General features: G+C 64.1%; 24 protein-coding genes. 8 read left to right on the top strand and 16 right to left on the bottom strand.

All coding sequences use genetic code 11. The features are described from left to right. Nucleotides 1–42: 42 nt before the first annotated feature. From JOF48_RS06360 to JOF48_RS06350, 3 genes are all read right to left on the bottom strand, one after another. Nucleotides 43–648: a HutD/Ves family protein gene (locus JOF48_RS06360; RefSeq protein WP_209678577.1), complete on the bottom strand. Its 606-nt coding sequence runs from the start codon at nt 646–648 to the stop codon at nt 43–45. Then, complete coding sequence (locus JOF48_RS06355; RefSeq protein ID WP_209678574.1) at nt 648–881, bottom strand: hypothetical protein; 234 nt, start codon at nt 879–881, stop codon at nt 648–650. The genes JOF48_RS06360 and JOF48_RS06355 overlap by 1 nt, the downstream gene beginning before the upstream one ends. 102 nt (nt 882–983) lie before the next feature. After that, complete coding sequence (locus tag JOF48_RS06350; protein ID WP_209678571.1) at nt 984–1,385, bottom strand: YccF domain-containing protein; 402 nt, start codon at nt 1,383–1,385, stop codon at nt 984–986. 152 nt (nt 1,386–1,537) lie between these two features. Between JOF48_RS06350 and JOF48_RS06345 the strand changes: the two genes are divergently transcribed. Both JOF48_RS06345 and JOF48_RS06340 read left to right on the top strand, forming a co-directional pair. After that, entirely contained in the window at nt 1,538–2,116 is a 579-nt protein-coding gene (locus JOF48_RS06345) for a hypothetical protein (RefSeq protein WP_209678568.1), read from the top strand. Nucleotides 2,117–2,122: 6 nt separating this feature from the next. Beyond that, nucleotides 2,123–2,638 carry a PspA/IM30 family protein gene (locus JOF48_RS06340; RefSeq protein WP_209678565.1) on the top strand — a complete coding sequence of 172 codons (516 nt, stop codon included), beginning with the start codon at nt 2,123–2,125 and terminating at the stop codon, nt 2,636–2,638. 185 nt (nt 2,639–2,823) lie between these two features. Here the strand turns inward: JOF48_RS06340 and JOF48_RS06335 are convergent, their stop codons facing one another. From JOF48_RS06335 to JOF48_RS06320, 4 genes are all read right to left on the bottom strand, one after another. Beyond that, on the bottom strand, nt 2,824–4,503 hold the full coding sequence (locus JOF48_RS06335) for a sialidase family protein (protein ID WP_209684216.1): 1,680 nt from the start codon (nt 4,501–4,503) through the stop codon (nt 2,824–2,826). A 46-nt stretch (nt 4,504–4,549) separates the two neighbouring features. Next, on the bottom strand, nt 4,550–5,533 hold the full coding sequence (locus JOF48_RS06330) for an aldo/keto reductase (RefSeq protein ID WP_209678562.1): 984 nt from the start codon (nt 5,531–5,533) through the stop codon (nt 4,550–4,552). A gap of 198 nt (nt 5,534–5,731) precedes the next feature. Next, a complete protein-coding gene (locus JOF48_RS06325; protein ID WP_209678559.1) occupies nt 5,732–6,358 on the bottom strand; it encodes a response regulator transcription factor in 627 nt (208 codons plus the stop codon). Nucleotides 6,359–6,369: 11 nt separating this feature from the next. Beyond that, on the bottom strand, nt 6,370–7,587 hold the full coding sequence (locus JOF48_RS06320; RefSeq protein WP_209678556.1) for a sensor histidine kinase: 1,218 nt from the start codon (nt 7,585–7,587) through the stop codon (nt 6,370–6,372). Between the two features lie 145 nt (nt 7,588–7,732). Here JOF48_RS06320 and JOF48_RS06315 point away from each other — a divergent pair, with 145 nt between their 5' ends. After that, the gene (locus tag JOF48_RS06315; protein WP_209678553.1) at nt 7,733–8,206 is read left to right on the top strand and encodes a hypothetical protein; all 474 of its coding nucleotides are present in this window, start codon (nt 7,733–7,735) and stop codon (nt 8,204–8,206) included. Between the two features lie 145 nt (nt 8,207–8,351). Here the strand turns inward: JOF48_RS06315 and JOF48_RS06310 are convergent, their stop codons facing one another. From JOF48_RS06310 to JOF48_RS06295, 4 genes are all read right to left on the bottom strand, one after another. Continuing rightward, entirely contained in the window at nt 8,352–9,011 is a 660-nt protein-coding gene (locus JOF48_RS06310) for a pentapeptide repeat-containing protein (RefSeq protein ID WP_209678550.1), read from the bottom strand. 375 nt (nt 9,012–9,386) lie between these two features. Further along, nucleotides 9,387–9,836 (bottom strand): ASCH domain-containing protein, encoded by a 450-nt coding sequence (locus JOF48_RS06305; RefSeq protein ID WP_209678547.1) that lies wholly within the window; start codon nt 9,834–9,836, stop codon nt 9,387–9,389. Between the two features lie 137 nt (nt 9,837–9,973). Continuing rightward, nucleotides 9,974–10,681 (bottom strand): VOC family protein, encoded by a 708-nt coding sequence (locus JOF48_RS06300; protein ID WP_209678545.1) that lies wholly within the window; start codon nt 10,679–10,681, stop codon nt 9,974–9,976. 65 nt (nt 10,682–10,746) lie between these two features. Continuing rightward, nucleotides 10,747–11,631 carry a DUF4031 domain-containing protein gene (locus JOF48_RS06295; protein WP_209678542.1) on the bottom strand — a complete coding sequence of 295 codons (885 nt, stop codon included), beginning with the start codon at nt 11,629–11,631 and terminating at the stop codon, nt 10,747–10,749. Nucleotides 11,632–11,922: 291 nt separating this feature from the next. On the opposite strand from JOF48_RS06295, the gene JOF48_RS06290 reads away from it, so the two are divergent. From JOF48_RS06290 to JOF48_RS06275, 4 genes are all read left to right on the top strand, one after another. Then, entirely contained in the window at nt 11,923–12,285 is a 363-nt protein-coding gene (locus JOF48_RS06290) for a PadR family transcriptional regulator (RefSeq protein ID WP_209678539.1), read from the top strand. Continuing rightward, nucleotides 12,285–13,637: a permease prefix domain 1-containing protein gene (locus JOF48_RS06285; RefSeq protein ID WP_245346424.1), complete on the top strand. Its 1,353-nt coding sequence runs from the start codon at nt 12,285–12,287 to the stop codon at nt 13,635–13,637. The genes JOF48_RS06290 and JOF48_RS06285 overlap by 1 nt, the downstream gene beginning before the upstream one ends. A 189-nt stretch (nt 13,638–13,826) precedes the next feature. Then, nucleotides 13,827–14,078, top strand: a complete 252-nt coding sequence (locus tag JOF48_RS06280; protein WP_209678533.1) for a hypothetical protein — start codon at nt 13,827–13,829, stop codon at nt 14,076–14,078. 38 nt (nt 14,079–14,116) lie between these two features. After that, a complete protein-coding gene (locus JOF48_RS06275) occupies nt 14,117–14,665 on the top strand; it encodes a hypothetical protein (protein WP_209678530.1) in 549 nt (182 codons plus the stop codon). 171 nt (nt 14,666–14,836) lie between these two features. On the opposite strand, the gene galU is transcribed toward JOF48_RS06275, so the two are convergent. Genes galU through JOF48_RS06250 form a run of 5 tightly spaced genes read right to left on the bottom strand, consistent with a single transcriptional unit; the run spans nt 14,837 to nt 18,925 of the window. After that, a complete protein-coding gene (gene galU, locus JOF48_RS06270; protein ID WP_209678527.1) occupies nt 14,837–15,733 on the bottom strand; it encodes a UTP--glucose-1-phosphate uridylyltransferase GalU in 897 nt (298 codons plus the stop codon). Then, nucleotides 15,726–16,604, bottom strand: a complete 879-nt coding sequence (locus tag JOF48_RS06265) for a hypothetical protein (protein WP_209678524.1) — start codon at nt 16,602–16,604, stop codon at nt 15,726–15,728. Before JOF48_RS06265 ends, galU begins: the two co-directional genes overlap by 8 nt. Beyond that, entirely contained in the window at nt 16,576–17,565 is a 990-nt protein-coding gene (locus JOF48_RS06260) for an MsnO8 family LLM class oxidoreductase (RefSeq protein ID WP_209678521.1), read from the bottom strand. Before JOF48_RS06260 ends, JOF48_RS06265 begins: the two co-directional genes overlap by 29 nt. Continuing rightward, complete coding sequence (locus tag JOF48_RS06255) at nt 17,562–18,083, bottom strand: hypothetical protein (protein WP_209678518.1); 522 nt, start codon at nt 18,081–18,083, stop codon at nt 17,562–17,564. Before JOF48_RS06255 ends, JOF48_RS06260 begins: the two co-directional genes overlap by 4 nt. Further along, complete coding sequence (locus tag JOF48_RS06250) at nt 18,080–18,925, bottom strand: alpha/beta hydrolase (RefSeq protein WP_209678516.1); 846 nt, start codon at nt 18,923–18,925, stop codon at nt 18,080–18,082. The genes JOF48_RS06255 and JOF48_RS06250 overlap by 4 nt, the downstream gene beginning before the upstream one ends. A gap of 218 nt (nt 18,926–19,143) precedes the next feature. On the opposite strand from JOF48_RS06250, the gene JOF48_RS06245 reads away from it, so the two are divergent. Next, nucleotides 19,144–19,818: a hypothetical protein gene (locus tag JOF48_RS06245; protein ID WP_209678514.1), complete on the top strand. Its 675-nt coding sequence runs from the start codon at nt 19,144–19,146 to the stop codon at nt 19,816–19,818. The last annotated feature ends 57 nt before the right edge of the window (nt 19,819–19,875 follow it).

Below are 19,875 nucleotides of genomic sequence, written 5' to 3'. Positions count from 1 at the left end.
GGGACCTCTCAAACAGGTGCGGCCAGTGGGTGGTGCGGGCGGTCAGGCGGGGTCGATGCTCAACACTGCAAGGAAGCCGCGGCCGGAAATTTCCGGCGCGTCGTCGGCGCCAACAACAGTGTCGAACTTGCCCAGCACCTCGGGGACCGTGGCCTGGGTTCCCGGCGCATCGGTGCCGGAGCCGCCCGAGGAGGCCCCGCCGTCGTCCGCCAATGCCGGGGAAACCGTGGCGGAACCCTGCAGCAGCACGGCGAACTGGTCCGCAAAGACTGGGTGCGGACGCTTCTTGGAAAGCTCAATGATGGCCGCGAACCCCTTAAACGCGCCGCGCCGGGTGGTCAGGCTCAGGCACTTCAGGGCGCCGGTGGGCAGCGTTGCGGTGGTGTCGGCGTCGCCGGAGAAGCGGAAGGGCCGGAATTTTTCCAGGGCCTGTTCGGCGCCGTCGACGGCCAGGGCGATCAGTTCACCCTCGGCCACGATGAGGATCCGGTCCTTCCCCGGCATGGGTGTGAGCGGGCCGGCCTTGGCCAGGCTTGCCATGCTCACGCGCCAGTCCCAATTTGCGGCATCGGGGCCGGCGGCGATGTGGCGGGCCGTGCCGCAGGGCCACTGGACGTCCTTCAGCGGGGCGTGGCGGATGATCTGCACTACTGCTCGTCCGCGTTCTTCTCGCTGTAAACGTGCAGGCGCTTGAGGTCGCTGGGCCGGCGGCGGAGCTTGCGCTTGTAGTACGACCAGCCGCCGGAAATGGCCAGGGAAACGGCGAAGGCCAGCACGATCTTCAGGGGCAGGCCGACGCGGACGAATGTCAGAACCATGATCATGGCGGCAAAGCTGGCGAAGTTGACGAGGATGTCAAGCCAATCGGTCTTATTGCGCATGGCTCAAGCTTACGCGGCATTGCTGGGTGCCCGATGCGAGGGCGGCCCGGGGAGCCGGGGCCGGAGCCTGCGGTGCCGGGACCATGCCGCGGTGCGCGTCCGTCACCTGTACGTGGAAACGAAGGGCTGGTTGGTGGAGACAATCTCCTTGCCCAGGGGCATGAGGGAAACCGGGATCATCTTCAGGTTGGCGATGGCCAGCGGGATGCCGATGATGGTGATCGCCATGGCAATGGCGGTGGTGATGTGCCCGATGACAATCCAAATCCCGGCCACCAGGATCCAAATGACATTGCCCAGGACGCTGGCCACGCCCGAGCCGCCCGGCTTTTCAATGACGGTGCGCCCAAACGGCCACAATGCGTAGCCGGCAATGCGGAACGAGGCGATGCCCCACGGGATCGTGATGATGAGGATGCAGCACAGGATTCCGGCCAGGACGTAACCCAGAGCCAGCCACAGGCCGCCAAACAGCAGCCAGATGATGTTTAAGATTGTCTTCATTTTTACATTCTGCCCTGCGCCGCCGACAAACACCTCAGGGATGCCCCTGCCTTAACCCTGAAACCGCCCGCCGGAGCCGAAAAACGCGGAGTTTCCGGTGCTAGGCTGAACTGCATCGGCATTAGTTCGCAACGGCAGGAAAGCTATCACCCATGGACCTTTGGACCGTCGTTTTCATTGTCATACTGGTGGTCATCGCCCTGGTTGTGGTTGCCATCGTCACCGGGGGCGTCATGCTGTCCCGCGGCGTCCTGGGCCTGGTCAAGAAGGGCAAGCCCAAGTACGAGTCCGCCAAGCGCAGCGCCCTGAAGGTGCGGGCCGAATCCACGTCCGGCCCCGTCGGCGAGATCCTCCGGCAACGCGTGTCGCTGCAGGAATCCCTGGAAGCCACCCGCCGTTCCCTGGACGTTGCCGAGGGAACCGGCCAATACACCGGCAAGCTGCCCTCAATCTTCGCCACGCTGGAGCAGGCCGGCACCGTCATGGAACACCAGCTTCTGGTCGCCCAGCAGGAGCCGGATCTGGCCATCCAGGGTGTCTACGCCAAGAACCTTGCCGGCCAGGTGGAGCAGATCACGCAGACCGCCACCGGCGTGCGCAAGGCCCTGGCCAGCGCCGCCGCCCCTGCGGGAGACTCCGACCTGCAGGACCTCACGCGCTCCCTCGAAATCGAGGCCACCATGCTCAAGAACTGGTCCAAGACCTACACCGACCTCGGCAACGACCAGTAGGCCCCCATGAGCCTGTTCGCCCGGATCGCCGCGTTCTTCGGTGCCGGCAGGAGTGCAGGGAAGCTCGACGGCGGAGCCTCCCGGGACGGCCAGCTCACCCTGGCTGATGCGCAGCTGAAGCAGCAGGCCGCGGTGCAAAAGATGCGCCGCGGCGTTGCCGATGTTTCCGTGAGCCGCCAGCGGCTGGACCTGCAGGCCGCCGACCTCCAAAAGGCGCTGGATGCCCTGGCGGCACTGGCGGAAAAGTCCCGGGACGATGGAGATGAGGAGTCGGTCCAAACAGCCATGGGCCGGCATCTCATCATGGAGGGGCAGCTGGCCGACCTGGTCTCCCAGCGTGACGCCCTCGCCGAGCAGGAAACCATGCTGATCGCCGCACTGACCCAGCTCCAGGCGCGCGTGGCCGGTTTCAACGTCACGGCGGAAACGCTGCGCGCGGTGCACAAGGCAGCCGACGCCAACCAGTCCATCGCCAAGGCCCTGGAGGATTTTGGGGACAAGCAACCCCCGTCCCCCAACTGACGCTGTCGCAGCATTGGCGGCTTTCTCCCGGACGCTGTCGCAGCAATGGCAAGTTCTTGGGGATCTCCGGCTCAAACCCCTGCTGTCCGGAGCACCGCACCCGGCCCATGGTGCGACAGGGTCTTGAAGAAACCGGCCAATGGTGCGACAGGGTCTTGAAGAAACCGGCCAATGGTGCGATGGCGTCAGGATTCGGTGATGTCACCCGTTGCCGTGTCGAAGCTGAACAGCCGGCGCGCGCCGCCGGCAGGTTCGCCAGCATCTGCCGCCCGTTTGGAACCTTCCTTCTCGCCCATGAGCAGGCTGAATTCCACCGACGCCCGGCCTGCAGCAACATCCGCCTCCGTCACGGTGTAGTTCGCATTGAATCCGCGCACCGTGCCCGGAGCCAGCAGTTCCAGGGCCAGCAGTTCCACCGTGCCGGCATGCGCGGCACCTGGCAGTTCCGTTGATTCGCCGCCCTGCAACACCCCGGCCCGCACGGGCTCGCCGCCGCGGTTCTCGATGCGCCCGGCAAAGGCCAGCACGTCGCCGGCCTTGTACCCGGGCACCACCGCGCCGTAGTTCAGGTCCTGGGACTCCCTGTTGGAAAGCACCTGCGGGGCGTCCTCGGAGTAGCCCTGGCCCACTTCCTTCCATGCCGCGGGGTCCCAGTCGCCGTCGGTCTGGGTGAGCACAAAGCTCTCGCCCACGCTTTCCCACACGGCGGGCCGGCCGGGCGTTATGGAACGCAACACCACATCGAAGGCGACGCCGCCCGCGAAGGAGGTTCCGGCGTCGTGCGTCAGGGAAGCGGCGGGGGAGGCGAACAGTTCCTGCGGATCGAGGGCGGCAAACACGATGTCCCGGTAGCCCTGGCGCTCGTACAGGACGCCGATGCGGCCGTCGGGCAGGCGGGCGGCAGTTGAATACTGCGAGCTGCCGCCGCAGAGCACGACGGCGAAGGGCCAGCTGGCGCCGTTGTCCTGCGAAAGCTTCAGGAGGGTGTTGCGGCGCAGGAGGGGGTCGTGGTTGTGGGTGGCGATGAGCCAGTTGTCGGTTTCCGGGGTGGCCAGTGCGGTGACGTTCGGCAGGCCGTCGAAGCGGGCGACGGAGCCGTTGTCGCTGGGGTCGGGCAGCTCCATGTGCGGCTGCGCGGGCGACCAGGTCTGGCCGCCGTCGGATGAGTTCGCCGTGAGGCGGTGCGGGGTGGCGCGCGAGTGCATGAGCAGGCTGCCGTCCGCCAGGCAGACGACCTTGTTTTCGTTGGCGCCGGGGATGAACGCGCCCAAGGTCCAGCTCTCGCCGTGGTCGTCGCTGTAGGCGCTGGCGGCCTTGATCTCGCCGTCGTGGAGCAGCACGAACTGCTGGACGAGGCGGCCGGCGAACGGGCCCGTGTGGATTTGGATTCCGGCGCCTGCGGCGGCGAACAGCCCCGTGACACCTTCTGTTTTGAGCATGGCTGTGAGGCGGCGGTGGGACCAGGTGGCGCCGTCGTCGTCGGAGAAGCTGAGGTCGGCGTGCTGGATGGCGTCTTCGTCAGCCAGGCCGGGGACGGCCTCGAAGAATCCGGCGTGCGTGCCGGCAGCATGGAACATGAAGATGCGACCAGTGTGGGTGTCGACCAGGAGTGAGGGGTCGCCGTAGCCGTCCAGGCCGGTGCCGGTGCGGACGGTCTGCTGCGGGCCCCAGGTGGCGCCGTTGTCTGTGCTGCGGCGCAGGAGCAGGTCAATGGGGTTGGGCAGGTCGTCCAGGTTGGGGCGCCCGTCGTAGGCGGCCAGGATGGTGCCTTGCGTGGACACGGCCAGGGCCGGGATGCGGTACTGGCGGTGGTCGGCGACTCCGCGTCGGGCAAGTACATGGACAGAAGAGGTAGGACGTGTCATCACCTGTGTAAGTTTAGCCGGATGCCCGGCCGCATCCAGGGTCCGCCTACTTGTACAACGACTTCAGCCCGGCTTCGTCGTACCTTGTGCCGGCGGTGGTTCCCGCGGGGGCGGCGGTGTTCAGGGCTTCGAGGTCAGCGGCGGTCAGCTCGATTCCGGCGGCCGCAATGTTTTCCTCCAGGTAGGTGCGGCGCTTGGTGCCGGGGATGGCGCACACACCCTGGGCCAGCACCCATGCCAAGGCCAGTTGGCCGGCCGTGACGCCCTTGGCCGCGGCCAGGTCCTTGATCCGGTCCACCAGCTGCAGGTTTGCAGCGAGGTTTTCGGGTGTGAAGCGGGGCATGGTGCGGCGCCAGTCGCCCTCCGGGAGGTCATCCGGGGTGCTGATCTTGCCGGTCAGGAAACCCCGACCCAGCGGTGAATACGCGACATAGCCGATGCCAAGCCCACGGACGGTCTCCAGGACACCGTTGCCCTCGGGTTCGCGCTCGAAGATGGAATATTCGGTCTGCAGGGCGGTGACCGGGTGGACTGCGTGGGCGCGGCGGATTGTTTCAGGAGCGGCTTCGGACAGGCCCAGGTAACGAACTTTGCCTTCCTTGACGAACTCGGCCATGGCGCCCACTGTCTCCTCGATGGGAGTGCCGGGGTCCACGCGGTGCAGGTAGTAGAGGTCCACCGTCTCGGTCTGCAGGTTGCGCAGGGATCGTTCCAGGGCCTTGCGCGCGTAAGCCGGGCTTCCGTTCACGGGGCCGCGTTCGCCGTCGTCGGTGACCTCGCTGCCAAACTTTGTGGCGAGCGAGTATTCGCCACGGCGGTGCCCGATCGCCTTCGCGATGAGCTGCTCGTTGAGGAACGGCCCGTAGATTTCGGCGGTGTCGATCAAGGTGACCCCAAGGTCAAGGGCGCGGTTGAGCGTGGCGGAGGATTCGGCGTCGTCCCGTTGTCCGTAAAACGCGCTCATGCCCATGGCGCCGAGGCCCTCGACGGAGACTTCGAGCCCCTGGCTGCCCAATTTCATGGTCTTCATGGTGTTCCTGCTTCCGCGTGGATGCCGGGCCGCTCCGTGAGGGAGGGTTTCTGGCGGGTGGATTCATGAAAATGCTCCTGCAAATGTGCGGGCGGGGCAAGGGGGGCCCGGCTGGCAGTTCGCTGGCAGTCCTTCAGGGCAGGCAAGGTTCCAGCGCCTCGTGCAGGTGGCCGGGTGAAGGTTTGGGCGGCCCTCCGCCTAGATCCAGCCCTGCTGCCACGCCCTGTCGGCGGCCTCGTGGCGTGAGGCGGCGTTGAGTTTCATCATGGCGGAGGAGAGGTAGTTGCGGACTGTGCCGGGCGCCAGGTGCATGGCCTGCGCTATCTGCGCGACGCTGGTGGTGGAACGGCTGACGCGCAGGGCGTCCAGTTCACGGTCCGTGAGCGGGCAGCGCTCGGCCGTCAAGGCGGCAGCGGCGATGTCCGGATCGATGTAGCGCTTGCCGGCCGCCACGTCGCGGATCACGTGCGCCAGCTCCTGGGCCGGCGTGGACTTCGGCACGAAACCGGAGACCTTCGACGCCAGCGCGCGCCGCAGCACACCGGGCCGCGCGTGGCGGGTGACGATGATGACCCGCGTGTTCACGGTGGCAAGGATCTTCGCGGCCGCCTCGAGGCCGTCGGCCTGCGGCATTTCCAAATCCAGCAGGCAGATGTCCGGTTGGGTGGCGGCGGCCAGTTCAGCCGCGGTCACGCCGTTGTCCGCGCTGGCCACCACCTCGATGTCAGGTTCGAGCCCCAGGAGCGCCTCCAGGGCACCCCGGATGAGATGTTCGTCGTCGGCAATCAGCAGCCGGATGCGGCGGGCCTGTGCAGGCTCAGTCATGATGGTGTTCCTTACTGGGGAATGGGGCTGCCGGGGACCCGGGCCTGCAGTTCAAAGCGGCCGTTGTCCAATGTGGTTTCAAGGGTTCCGCCCAAAGCTTCGATGCGTTCGCGCAGCCCCAGCAGCCCGGTGCCGCTGCCGGAATGAGGCGACTGCACCCCGTTGTTGCTGATGGTCAGCACGGTTGCCCCTGGTGATCCGGGCGCCCCGGGTGCGGCGGCCAGCGTGATGGCGGCGGCTGTGGCATCGCTGTGCCGCAGGATGTTGGTGGTGGCCTCACGCACCGTCATGGCCAGTGCCTTGTGGGTGGCAGGGTCGGCGGGAACCGACCCAAGCACCAGCTCGCAGTCGGCACCGGCGGCAGCAAGCACCTCGCGGGCATTCTCCAGCTCGTCGCCCAGCGACGTCTCCCGGTACCCCGACACCAGCGTCCGGGTTTCCTCCAGCGCCTGCTTGGCAATGAGCCTCGTTTCGCGGATGTTGGCCAGCGCCGCGTCTGGATTGACGGGAAGCAGCCGCTCCGCGAGCTCGGACTTCAGCGCGATCACCTGCAGGTGGTGGCCCTGGATGTCGTGAAGGTCCGCGGCAAAACGCAGCCTCTCCTGCGCCACGGCCAGTTCGACGCCCAGCAGCCGGCTCCGGTCCAGCTCCACCACCACCCGCCAGAACCACAGGGCGCTCAGCAGCATCGGCGGCATGCCCGCCGCATACACCACCAGCATGAGCGTGCCGGGGTTGTCCGGCACCAGGACCGACGCGCCGTGAACCACCCCGTACAGCAAGGCGAAAAGCAGGGCCGACGCCAGACCGGCACCCAGCACCGCCCATCGCGGCCGTCTGGGCAGCAGGCACGCCAGGAGGCACACCCCCAGCCACACGGGAACCGTCCACACCAGTGCACCGGATGGCAGGAACAGCCCCAGCACCCACACTGCAGCAGCCGGCACCAGCAGCGCCAGGGTCCACCCGACCGCCGGAAGCCCGCCGCCCAGCCCCACCCGGAGGAACCACGCGTAGCGCACCTGGGTGGCCACGGCGGCGAGGAGGAAAAGAATCAAAAGGCCGGAAACGGCGTCGTGCATGGCATTGAAGGACTCCACGGCAATGCTGAGCAGCGTGGCGTCCAGGACAATGAGGATGAACACAATGGATCCCAGCGTGTACGTCCAGGTGGTGCGCACATTGCGGCCCAGGGCGGCGTGCGGCTGCGGGATCTCAGGGGTGGGCATGCGCTTCAGTTTAGGCCAATGACATTTGTCATGGCCGGGCCGTGCAAAAGTGCCCGGGGAAGTGGTGACGCGGCGGCACTGGGCGCGGGCGCGGGGGCGGGAAAGGATTGAACCATCAACGTTTCCACCGATGAAAGCAGCCGTCATGATTGAATCCCTGCAGCAGTTCGCCGCCACCCTCCCCGGGGCCCTCCAGTGGCTGGGCGTGATGCTGGTGGCCGCCATCCCGTTCGTGGAGTCCTACTTTGGCTCGGTCATTGGCGTGCTGATTGGGCTGGGGCCGGTGGTGGCCATTGCGGCGGCCGTAGCGGGCAACATCATCTCCATGCTGATCTTCGTGCTCGGCGCCCACGGCGTCCGGGCGAAGGCCACCGCCGGCAGGGCGCCGAAGGAACTCACCCCGCGCCGGGCCAAGCTGCGCCGCGCGTTCGACAAATATGGCGTCGCCGGCGTCAGCCTGGGCGGCCAGGCCATCCTGCCGAGCCAGATCACCTCCGCCGCCATGGTCTCCTTCGGGGCGCCGAAGAACGCCGTGATCCTGTGGCAGGTCATCTCCATCATTATCTGGGGCACCGGATTCGGAATCGCCGCGGCGCTGGGCGTCTCGCTGGTTGGCTAGCTGGCGGGTTTGTGCGGCTTGCAGGGCGGTCTTGGCCGGCTGCTGGCACGCACGACGGCGGGGCCTGGCTTGGGTTGCTGCCTTCCGGCCCCAGCCGCCTGGGTGGGCGGGCTGCCTTCCGCAGGGTGCCGGCCGGCCGGTGCGCTCAGGCGACGGTGATGCCCAGGTGTGCGGCAAGAATGGGTGCCAGCAGGCCCAGCTGGTAGTCGTCAACCACCACGCCGGCCATGGATCCCACACCGTTGAGCGTGCGGAAGTCCGTGCTGCGCAGGTCCACATCCTTCAAGGTGGCCTGCTGGAAATCCAGGGTTCCGATGCGGCAGTTCTTCAATGCCAGCCGGGTGACGTTGGCCCCGCCGAGGTCCAGCTCGCCGATGATGCAATCGCTGATCTGCAGGTCGATGATCTTGGAGGCTCGCAGGTTCAGGAAGTCGATTTTGCCGCCGTCGATCCGGACCGACTGCCAGCTGCTGTCGTACAGTTCAGCCGAACCCCAGCGCGGAGAGGTGATTTCCGTGTCCCGCCAGCTGGTGCGCGGACCTTTCATGATCGGGGCGAAGCTGTCGTTGATGGCGGTGCCGCGGAAGCGCACGCCGCGCAGTTCGGCGTCGTTCAGGGTGGGGCCGTTGAGTTCGCACTCCAGGAAGTCGGTGGAGGTCAGGTTTGCTTCGTCGAAGGCGGGGCGGTCAAAGCGCTCGCCGTCGTATGTTTCGCCGGGGCCGAAGAAGGCGTCCTCGTTGTCCACGAGGTCATGCAGGTCCAGAGGTGTGAGCCGGGGTGCGCGGGGCGTGTTCTTCGAAGCCATGCACTCAGGTTATCCGGGTGCGGCGGCTGGGGTTTTCTGATAACCCTCAGTCGTCGAAGGTGATCTCCAGTGCTGAACTGTAGGCGTCCCCGCCGTGCGTTGGGGGTGCGGCCGCTGTTGGTTTGGTTCCGGCAGGCCACGCCCTGGTTGCGCGGAAGCGGAAGCCGTCCTGGGTCGCGGCCTCCCACTCAAAGGAGACTGCCTGTCCGGGCTGCAGTGTCCTTTAGCCGGCAATGGCGACGTCCGAGTAGTGGGCCCAGCTGCCGCCCGGTGTTGCGTCAGAGTCAATGACACCCCAACCTTCTTCGTCATTCCAAAGGCGGACGGTCCCCGTAGTCTCCATGGCGCCAGCATACGGCGGATGCGCGGTGCCGGCTACGGCAGCCGGGCCGTGACCACAAATCGCTGCAGCACCAGCATGGAGCTGTCATCAACCGTAAAGTCCGGGTCCTTCATGGCTTCGCGCATTTCGGGGGAGTGCCAGAACTCCTCGTGCCCGGACCGCCACTGGGCAACAGTGGTGAAGCCTTCTCCCTCGTCGATGGCATGGCGGAGGTCGACATCCGCCAGCCGTGCGAAGCGGACCTCCGTCATTTCGATGACGGCAACGCCCCGGCCTCCGGAATCCACCACGACTTCGCGTTCGCCGGCGCGCGGCAGCTCTTCCTGCTCCACCTCGAACTCGATGAGCGTGGCGGTGGTGGACGTCTTGGAGCCGTCCAGGACTGCCGCCACCAGCTGGTCGCGCAGCGGCCCGGGGAACGCGAATTCGCAGATGGGAAGACCGGCAAATTCCGGCGCGTTTCTGAGGTCGTTGAGGCTCATGCCCAAAGCCTACTGGCCGCCACTGCCGTTATATGGCACGGTCGGGCCATGAATCGACTGCGCTTTGTAGCGCAACAGTGCCATAAACTAAGTTCCGGCGGCAGCGTGGGAAACTGCCGCGATGGTCCGGCCGGAATCTACCCGCCGGCCACCGATGCCTCCGCACCCAGCTGCAGCCGGGCATTTCCCGCGGGCGATTCAATCTCGACGGCCAGCGGCCCGTGCGCCGGGCGCGATGAGGCTGTGGGGAACCAGATGCGGTCCTCGTGCACAAGGATCAGCAGTCCGTCGTGGCTGCCCATCGATGCAAAGGTGCCGGAAAGGTCGTAAAACACGGGAATGGCCAGCTCGCGCGACACTTTCGCCACGGCGCCCAGCACATCGGCCACGCCAATGCCCACCTCGCTGATGGACAGCATGCGCGGATTTCCGCCCGTCCCTGAAGCGGTGGACCGAGCGGACGCTGCGGTGACGCTGGAAGCTGCGGCAGCATCGGCGTCGCGCGCGATGAGCTCCAGGATGATGCCTTCGGGGCCCTCGAAATACAGCGATCTCGAGCTCCATTCGTCCGAGCCGAGAATGACCTCCGAGCCCCCTGAACGGAGCAGGGGGACGCGCTGCGCCAGCCATTCATGGGCCGGCCCAAAATCCGACGGCGGGATGCCAAACGCCAGGTGATGTGCGCCGTCGAACCTCTCGCCGGCGCTCATGACCAGCCGGCTGGCGCCGATCGTGACCACCGCCCCGTTGGGGGATTCCTCGACCGGCAGCAGGAGGATGTTGCGGTAGAACCGTGCTGCTTCCGCGACGTCGTGGACGGTGATTGATGCGCTTAGAATTCTCATAGTTGCAGTGCCTTTCCGGGGGATGCGGGCTTGCCGCGCTGTCAGCCCCATGAAACTAGCTGCAGTTAGCTTGAGGTCAAACCGGCCAGAAGCGACTCGAGCTCCCGGTTGAGATTCTCCCGCGACCGGGCAGCCCACAATTCCCTGCCCCTGGCCGTGTGGAACATTGGTTCCAGCGCCAGCAATTGACGCACGACGGCGGCCCTTCCCTTGGCAAAGTCTGGCTCCGACACGTGGGCATAGTCCTTCCGGATACCGGCGGTGTAACGGGAGTATGCGTCCGGCCCGCCGCCGAGGATGGCGAGGTCGGCATCGCAAAGGAGGTGTCCGGCGTCGTCCCGGGCTGAGGGGGAGTGTGTGGCGGTCAGGCGCACAAGGCGGGCGACCTCGTCGGACTCGTCTGGGGGTACAAGTTTGTTTAAGCGCACTTGTGCCAAAATGGCTGAGTCTTCTTCGTCTGCGGCTGTGCCGTTGTAGACGGCGTCGTGGAACCAGGCTGCCAGTGCCACTGGCAGGGTTGTTTGGCGGTCGGTCAGGGCATCCAGTGCTTCCAGTACTGCGAGCAGATGGGTGGCGGAGTGGTAGTGGCGGTGTGGTTCGTTCCATCGTTCGAGCAGTTCCGCGCCCAGCCTTGGATGCTCGGGCATGAGTGCATTCCAGCGCCGTTCGAGGACGCTGGACACGGACTTGACCCGGTACTTGGCCTTGATGCGCAGGCCCGACGCCACCAGCGTGCGTGCCAGTTCCTTGCCGGTAATGGGTGTTGCCCCTGCGTCAATGAGGTCCTGGTAGATCCGCGCCGGGACGTCGTAGTGATCCAGGTCGAATGCGCGTTCAGCCACGCCGTTGGCGGCAGCGAAGGAGTGGAGCTCTTCGACTGAGATGTCGGAGATCAGGTGCGAGAACACCGTGCCGTGCGCCGGCCAAAATGGCGGATCGATGAAGATCATGGCCCAAGTTTACGCACCAGGTCGGTGCCTGGCCCCTCCCCGGCCGCGGCTGTCAGGCCGGGTTCGGTGAAGAAGGGGCGTAGCTTCAAGGCCCCGAACTTCGATGTCGATGGTTTTAGGCTTCATGGCCACGGTTGGATGGCTGCCAATGCAGGCCGGCCGGTTCCAGGGGTGGCTTGCAGCGGCGGCCCCTTGCCTGCCTGCCGGCCCAAAAGAGTTATGCCCACTCTCTGCTTTCATACCTAGAGCTGCTATGTTTAATACCCTTCAGTTCTATGTATGGGAGTTGGCATGCGCATTGACAAGGACCTGGTGGCGGCTTCCGCCACCCCGCTGGTGCTGGGCATCCTGATGGATGGGGACCTGTATGGCTATGCCATCCTCAAGAGGGTCGGTGAGCTCTCCGGCGGTGGCATGCAGTGGACCGACGGAATGCTCTACCCCCTGCTTCACCGCCTCGAGCGGCTCGGCTACGTGTCCTCATCCTGGGGCACTTCCGACGCCGGGCGCCGGCGCAAGCACTACGCCATCACGCAGGCTGGGAGGGAAGCGCTCGCCGACCGACAGCAACAGTGGGCGGTCGTCTCAGGCGCGTTGCGACAGGTGTGGCAAAATACGCCACGATTCCCTGCCGCGGTGGAAGGTTGGGCGTGATGGAGGTTTCGCACGACGAACTTGAGGCGCAGATCGACAGGTGGCGCGGATATATCCAGCGCAACCAGGCGATCTCCCCGGTGGATGTTGACGAACTCGAAGACCACCTGCGCGAGCAGATTGCCGAACGGCAGGCAAGTGGCCTCGATGACGAGGAAGCATTCCTTGTTGCCATTAAGCGCCTGGGCAACCTGGACGCCGTGTCCCGCGAGTTTGCCCGGGAACACTCCGACAGGCTGTGGAAGCAGTTGGTCCTTCTGCCCGACGGATCCGATGGTGCTGGGGCGCCGCCCTGGCGCGAACTGGCGGTGGTATTGGCGCTCGCCGTCGGGGCGGGAGTGGCTGTCAAGGTTGGCCTGGCGCTGATCGGCGACGGTGAGGCGCTCGCGCGCAACGTCGGGCTGCTCACCCTCCCCTTCCTGGCGGGCTATTTTGCGTGGAAGCGCCGAGTGTCCATCCGGGTGGTGGCGGCACTCGTGATCCCCGTCGTCGTCTTGGCGGCCACGCTCAACCTGTACCCGTTTGTGCCCGGGGGCTCCACAGCCATGCTTGCCGCACTCCACTCCGTGGTGGTGCTGTGGCTCCTGGTGGGGGTGGCCTATGTCGGCGGGCGCTGGCGATCTGGCAGGCGGCGGATGGACTTCGTTCGGTTTACCGGAGAGTTTGCCATTTACTTCACGCTCCTGGCGCTGGGCGGCGCAGTCCTGATTGGGCTTACGCTGGCCACCCTGCAGATCATTGGCATCGACTTCGAGTCAGTCATGGAGGAGTGGATCCTCCCGTTCGCGGTGCCCGGCGCAGTCGTCGTTGCGGGTTGGCTTGTTGAGGCCAAGCAGCAGGTCGTTGAAAATATTGCACCCGTCCTTACCCGCGTATTTACGCCTTTGACGGCTGCCATGTTGTTGGCGCTGTTGCCTGTTCTCGCAACCGCTGGCGGCCTAGTGGATGCGGACCGCAACCTGCTGATACTTATGAATGCCATTCTTGTGTTGGTTCTCTGTCTGCTGCTCTATTCGATTTCCGCCCGCGACTCGCTGGCCCCTCCCGGCTTGTTTGATGGCCTGCAGCTGGTCCTGGTGCTCGCTGCGCTTGGTGTGAATGCCGTGATGTTGACGGCAATGCTCACCCGCATCGCCGAATTTGGATACAGTCCGAACAGGACTGCTGCGCTGGGGTTGAACATTCTGCTGCTGATCCACCTGGTCTGGGCTGCATGGTTGGCTGTCGCCTTCCTGCGCGGCAGGCGACCGTTTGCCGTCGTTGAACGATGGCAGACAAGCTACTTGCCGGTTTACGGGGTTTGGGCTGCTGTTGTCGTACTGGTCTTCCCTCCCTTGTTTTCATTTTCGTAAGGTTGCCCAGCCGGTCGCATGGACCGTTCTTGAGGCCATGCAGGGTGCTTTTGAACTTCCCCTCGAGTAGCCCGCCGCTCCCAATGCGGCGGCACCGCATCGCGGGTGCGGGCGGGGTGCTGATCCATTAATGGTAGGTTTGTTCTAGAAACTATTTTGCGGCTCGAACGTGCGGGGTGAAATGGGTGCATGGGCATTCCGGAGCAGTTCCCGGAGGACCGGGGCGATGCCACACGATTGGGTGTGGCTGGGCTTCTGGCCGGGATCGCCCTTCCTGTTGTTGGGACCGGCATCAACGACCTCGAAATAGCCGTCGCTGAATACGTCGACTGGTACGACCACCGGCGCCTCCACGGAGAAATCGGATACATCCCACCCGTGGAAGCAGAGACCAACTACTACGCAAACCTGCCCGCCATCAAATCGATGGAACGGGTCTAACAAACCCTCCACCAAACCCGGGGCTTGACACCCTGCGGATGGTGATGGTCGTATTTCCGTTCCCGATCATCGGGATTGACTCGGACAACGGAAGTGAGTTCATCAACGACCACCTCTTCAGGTATTGCGAAGAACACAAGATCACGTTCACCCGGTCTCGGCCGTACAACAAAAATGATAGCCCCCATGTGGTGCAAAAGAACTGGGCCAGGGTCCGCGAAGTGATCGGGTACCTGCGCTATGACACCCCGGCGGAGCTGGCCACGCTCAACGAGATTTGGGATCTGGACCGGGTCTTCACGAACTACCTGCTGCCCCAGCAAGAACTGGTTTCCAAGCTGCGCTACGGGGCCAAGGTCATCAACCGCTACGACGTTCCAGCGACCCCGCACCAACGCGCCATCAAACACCCAACAATGCGCAAACGGCCGGCTATCACCATGAACGCCGCTTTCAAAAGGATCAAACCGGCCCACCTTCAATGCGAGATCCTCCGCCTGGCCGGCGAGCTGGAAAAGCTTTCCCTGGCCAAGAAAATCCCGCCGGCCAAACCACCCGTCAACACCCGGTGGAACCACAAGGGTTAGCGGGGGTTTCTAAATGAGGCAACAAGACATGTGTGACCATTCTGCGTTCAGGCGACTGCTTCGGAGAAGTAGCTTTGGCCGTGCTGACTTCTCTAAGTGCCTAGTATCTTGCTGGGTTCGTGTCCATTTGGCGACTAGCCTGGGCCTTTCCGTCCTTCTGTCGGTCACTGGTCAAGCATCTGCGGACTGTCGGGCCGGGGTCCTTACTTCTTCGAGCCATTCCCGTAGCGCGGGGCCTGTGTCCCCGCGTTCCAAGGCGACCGTCATCACGGCTTTGAGGTAGCTCAGCTTGTCGCCGGTGTCGAAGCGGCGGCCTCTGAAGATCACGCCGTACACGCCGGAGCCCTCACCTTCGGAGACTGCCAGGGTTTGCAGGGCATCCGTTAGCTGAATTTCCCCTCCACGCCCTGGCGGGGTTTGATCCAGGACATCAAAGATGCGCGGGTGCAGGACGTAGCGGCCGATGATGGCGAGGTTCGAGGGAGCATGGATGGGCTCGGGTTTTTCAACGAGGCCACGGATCCTGAGAGACCCGTCAACCTCGCTGGAGACAACATCGGCGCAACCGTAGACACTGATCTGTTCCGGCTCGACCTCCATCAGCGCCACCACCGAGCCGCCGGTGAGCTCCTGGACACGGGCCATGTCGTCGAGGATACTGTCTTGCTCGTCAATGAGGTCATCCCCGAGGAGTACAGCGAAAGGTTCATTGCCGACATGAGCCCGGGCCCGCAGGACGGCATGCCCTAGGCCTTTCGGGTCGCCTTGGCGCAGGTAGTGCAGATCGACCAGTGACGAGGATTCTTGGACGGCGGCCAGCTTAGCAAGATCGCCCTTGGACTCAAGGATTTGTTCAAGGAAGGGCTCACGGTCGAAGTGATCTTCCAGGGCACGTTTGTTACGTCCGGTGATCATAACGACGTCGGTCAGCCCTGCCCTGACTGCTTCTTCTACGACGTACTGGATTGCGGGCTTGTCCACGACAGGGAGCATTTCTTTCGGCATGGCTTTGGTTGCTGGAAGGAATCGTGTTCCGAGACCGGCCGCTGGAATAACTGCTTTACGCATGAGGGTCCTTAATTTTGTAGTTAGTACCGTCGACAAAGTCAGAGGGTGAGTCATCAGACATGCCCTCAATATCGGTTGAGGAGTCCCACAGGTGGAAGATGGAGCACGGGAAGGCGTTCGCAAGTGTGGTGCGGGATTGGAGGTCGAAGCCTTCGAGAACCACTACGTCGCGGAACTGTGTGAACACGGCACCGGGGGTGTCGCTGAGCCGTTCAGGAAGTGCTGGATGGGCAATGAGTAGGTCCGCTCCTGTCTCGCGTAGGTGTTGCAGCAGACAATCGCTTGGCAGTGTTTCGTAGTCGTTGAGGAGGTCGACTGTTCCGCCGGCGGCCAGAACCGCCCACAGGTCGAGCATCGAGCCGGGCTGCGCGATGTCTGTTAGTCCAAGCACCGTTCGGGATGAGAGGCTGAACTTCTTTTCAGCCCCTTCCAGCACCTCGTTGAAGTGATGGTGGTCTACGACTGTCGCCCGGGTTCCAATTCCGGTGTGCAGCCACAATGAAGCGGGGACAGGTGGTTCGTGCCCGGGCGCGGCGGATTTGATGTAATTGCCTTCGGGGTGGAGAAATCCGGTGGCCCCCGCAAGGACCGCATGGGCGGGCAAAGGTCCCCCAGCAACTGACCGGATTGGAAACCCGGCGGCTCCGAGCGCCCAGAGCGCTGCCATTGAGACGACGGAATCCGGGCCAGAGGAGGCTTCGAAGGCAACAATCTCACCAGCCCGTACTCCTTTGAGCTGCATCGCTAGGGCGAGGGTGTTGATCTGTCTGTCTACCGCTGCGTAAGGGAAGTCATTGCATTTCCACCGAAGGGAAGCTTTGCCCGGGTCGTGCCTGGCAAGGTCATGAATGGCTGAAACGAGGGGATGCATTCTTTGGTTTGTCCTTTCCTGCGATGGCGCTCTCGTCTGCCGGGAACAGCCGGGCCACGGCACGGGCGAGGAGTCGGTTGGAGTTGATGCGGTCCACCAGTCGCGGCACTGGGGTACTGATCATCAGTTCTTCGACGTCCAGTTCATCGGCCAGGTCTGAGAGCTGGAGTGCGATGTCGTCCGCGGCCCCCACGATCAGACGGGCTTCGGTGTTTTCACTACGGCGGATTTCCTCGGAGGACCAGTTCGCAGGGTTGGTGCTGACCGGGAAGGGTTCGTCCCGGCCCAGGTCTTTTCGTGCCCTCCAGAGCCGGACCGGGTTCGCGAGTTCATGTGCCTGAGCGTCGGTGGTGGCGGCAATGACGCGGACCGCGAGAAGGGTTTCGGGTTCGCGACGCACCGTACCGGCCTGAAAATTCTTCCGGTAGTGGGCAAGTGCGGTCCTGGCGCTTCCGGTGTTGAGGAAGTGGGCGTGGGCATAGCCTGATCCGGTGGCGGCGGCAAGAGGCGCTGAGCCGGTGCCGGCCCCCAGCAACCAAATATCCAGGTCCTCCCGCTCTCTCGTTCCGGGCACCAGGCCGAGACGGGCTTGCAGTTCGATGACCTTTTCGTTGAAGGTGCCTGTCCCACCGCTCCCTGCTCGGCCGACGCCGAGGTTCACCCGGCCGGGATGGAGGGCTGCAAGGATCTCGAAGGCTTCGGCAACCTGCCAGGGTTCGTGCAGGCCCAGCAAGACGCCGCCGGAGCCGACGGTGATCATGGTGGTTGCCTCCAAAACGGCCAGTGCCATCAGCGAAGGGGTGGTGCCGGCAAAGCCGGGGGAGTCGTGGTGTTCGGCGAGCCAGAAACGGTGGTAGCCCTCTTCCTCGGCCGCGCGGGCCAAGGCGATGGTTTCGCGCAGTGCCTCGGCTTTGCTTTTGCCTGTAGCGATGGGGGATTGGTCCAGGATTGAGAGTCTCATCGTGTCGAGGTGGTGGTGCCGGGCTTGGATGAGGGCACGATGGTGAAGTCGGACAGGAAGACGAGGTTGTGGATTTCGGCGGAGGCTATGGCTCGAAGGATGGGCAACTCCTGCGCTGCTTGTTCGGGGGTGAAAACATTCAACGGCCATTCCTTGACCGTCCCGCCCCTCAGATGTGGGTGATGGAATCCACGGCCGTAGTAGGCATGAATGGTAATTGGAGGGATGCCAGCAGCGCGCTGTTCGGCCCATCCGAGCGTCCAGGAGTAGATCAGGCCGGTGTCTGGCGAGCGGCCAATCCCGGATGATTCCACAGTTCCTTGACCTAGCATGAGCACCTCGTTTACTTCGTTGAGGGCTTGGCGTGCGTACGGTTCCAACAGGTCAGCTGCGGCACGGAACAGGTCTTCTTTGTCCTGTCGGCTTACGGCTTCTCCGTGTGTTCCGTCGCGGAGGTCGGAGAAGTGCCGCAGCAACGCCTTGGTGTAGGCAGCGTCCGGGCTGGTTATCGTGCTCATTTCGTTTCTCCATCTGTCGTAGCGGGTGGTTGGTCCGGATTGCTCAAGCGGGTGTGGATCCACCGGTGAACCGGGTTCGTCGGTGAACTGTCCAGAAAGTGTCCGTGAGCGACAGCCGGGCTTATCTCCAGTTCGACAGGAACCGAAGATGCTGCCAGACGCTTCACGAAATGTTCGACGTCGTCGCGCACCGGGTCAGTGGAGCCAACAATGAGCGAGACCGGACAGAGCCCGGAGAGTTTGCCGGCGTGCAGCGGTGAAAGGTACAGCCGTCCGCGAAGCTCCGTGTCCGAGCCGACGTACTCGCCCCACGCATCGAGCAGCAGTGAACGGGGCGGGAAAGATCTGGATTCCCTGTAGGAGTCTGCGGTGCATTCGGGATCCAACGGCGGGTAGGCAAGGATTTGCCCGTCTAGGTCGAGCCCGTTGTCCCGGAACCAGAGGGCGACGCCAGCGGCCAGGGTTCCACCGGCGCTGTCACCGCCGATGAAGATTGAGTGAGAGTAGTTCTTCTGTGCCCAAAGGGTTGCTGCAGCGATGTCCATGACGGCGGTCGGGTGCAGCCATCGGGGTGCAAGCCGATAGCCCACGCTGACGATCCGAGCCGTGCCAAGGGATGCCAAAGCGGCGCACGCTTCGTGCCAGCCTTCGATCGAACCCCGGGTCCAGCTGCCGCCGTGGGCCCAGACCAATGTTACGGACGGGCGGGCTGCGGGTTCATAAACGCGCACCCGGATGTCCTTACCGTCCGCGCCCTGCACAAACATGTCCGTCCAGGGGACACTCGGCCGATTTTCGCGGCGGTACGCGGCCCCGGGCCGTGCAGAAGTATCTGAAGTCATGCTTTCATCCTTCACTCCAGAGCCGACCCGCGCCTGTCCCTGTTCTGCCTAGCACTGACAGGGGGTGGATAACTTTGCCTGGCACTGCCAATACTTGCTCTAGTGGGACAGCGTGGTGGCCTATCGAAGGTTTCGCACCGTCCCACTTCTTTGTGCCGCTCCGTAAGCACACGAAGATTGAGTGATGAACCTTGGAGGTAATTGTGGAAACTGTCCTATTGGAAGAACTGCCCTTTAGCAGCCAACTGGCTCATGCTCTTGTGCTGCGAGACGTGCAGCAATACGAGGTTGCAGGACCAGTCGTCGTAGTGAACCTCGCAAGTAGCGACGCGTTGGTAGGTCACGGACAGTCATCGGCATTGCCTACCTTCAGCTCCACTGTCCTTTACGGCGGCACCATCACGGGAGCTCTGCTCGCCGTACTCTCTCTGGAGACGATCCCGAACGCTGAACAAATCGCCAGGGATCTCGGCTGGGTCGACTTTTATGGTGGCCGACCCGGACATCCGGTCCTTCTCCGTTCGGCGCAGCACACCATCGGCACAGTCCAACTGGATCCCGCCGTTGTGCTCCGCCAGCCCGGTCTCGAACCGGGAGAAAAGTCGTTCGCCGTGAAGGCAAACTTGTGGTTCAGCCCCGCAGGAACAGACTGCGGAATTCACAACCGGCATGACTTCATTGAGGTCCATACCCAGATTGCCGGGCTCGGCCATATGCAGAAATTCACGTCACCGGAGCATGCCACCTTGTATGAGGACCAGCAGTTGAGCCCCGGCAACACCAACCCTGTGCCGTTCTGTCTGGAACGAGAGGGTACGTTCGTCTACCCGTGGCACCAATACCGGGCCGACACAGACTGTATCTGGCTCGCTTTGGAATACCACCTCAGCTAATCACTCCGTTCCACACCTGCCGGTCACAACCGGCAGGTCCTTTTCGCCCATTTTCAA

The sequence above is a fragment of the Arthrobacter stackebrandtii genome (assembly GCF_017876675.1).
GTDB classification, from domain to species: Bacteria; Actinomycetota; Actinomycetes; order Actinomycetales; family Micrococcaceae; genus Specibacter; species Specibacter stackebrandtii.
The sequence above is the reverse complement of the archived record's forward strand: the minus strand, read 5'-3'. Positions and strand labels throughout refer to the sequence as shown.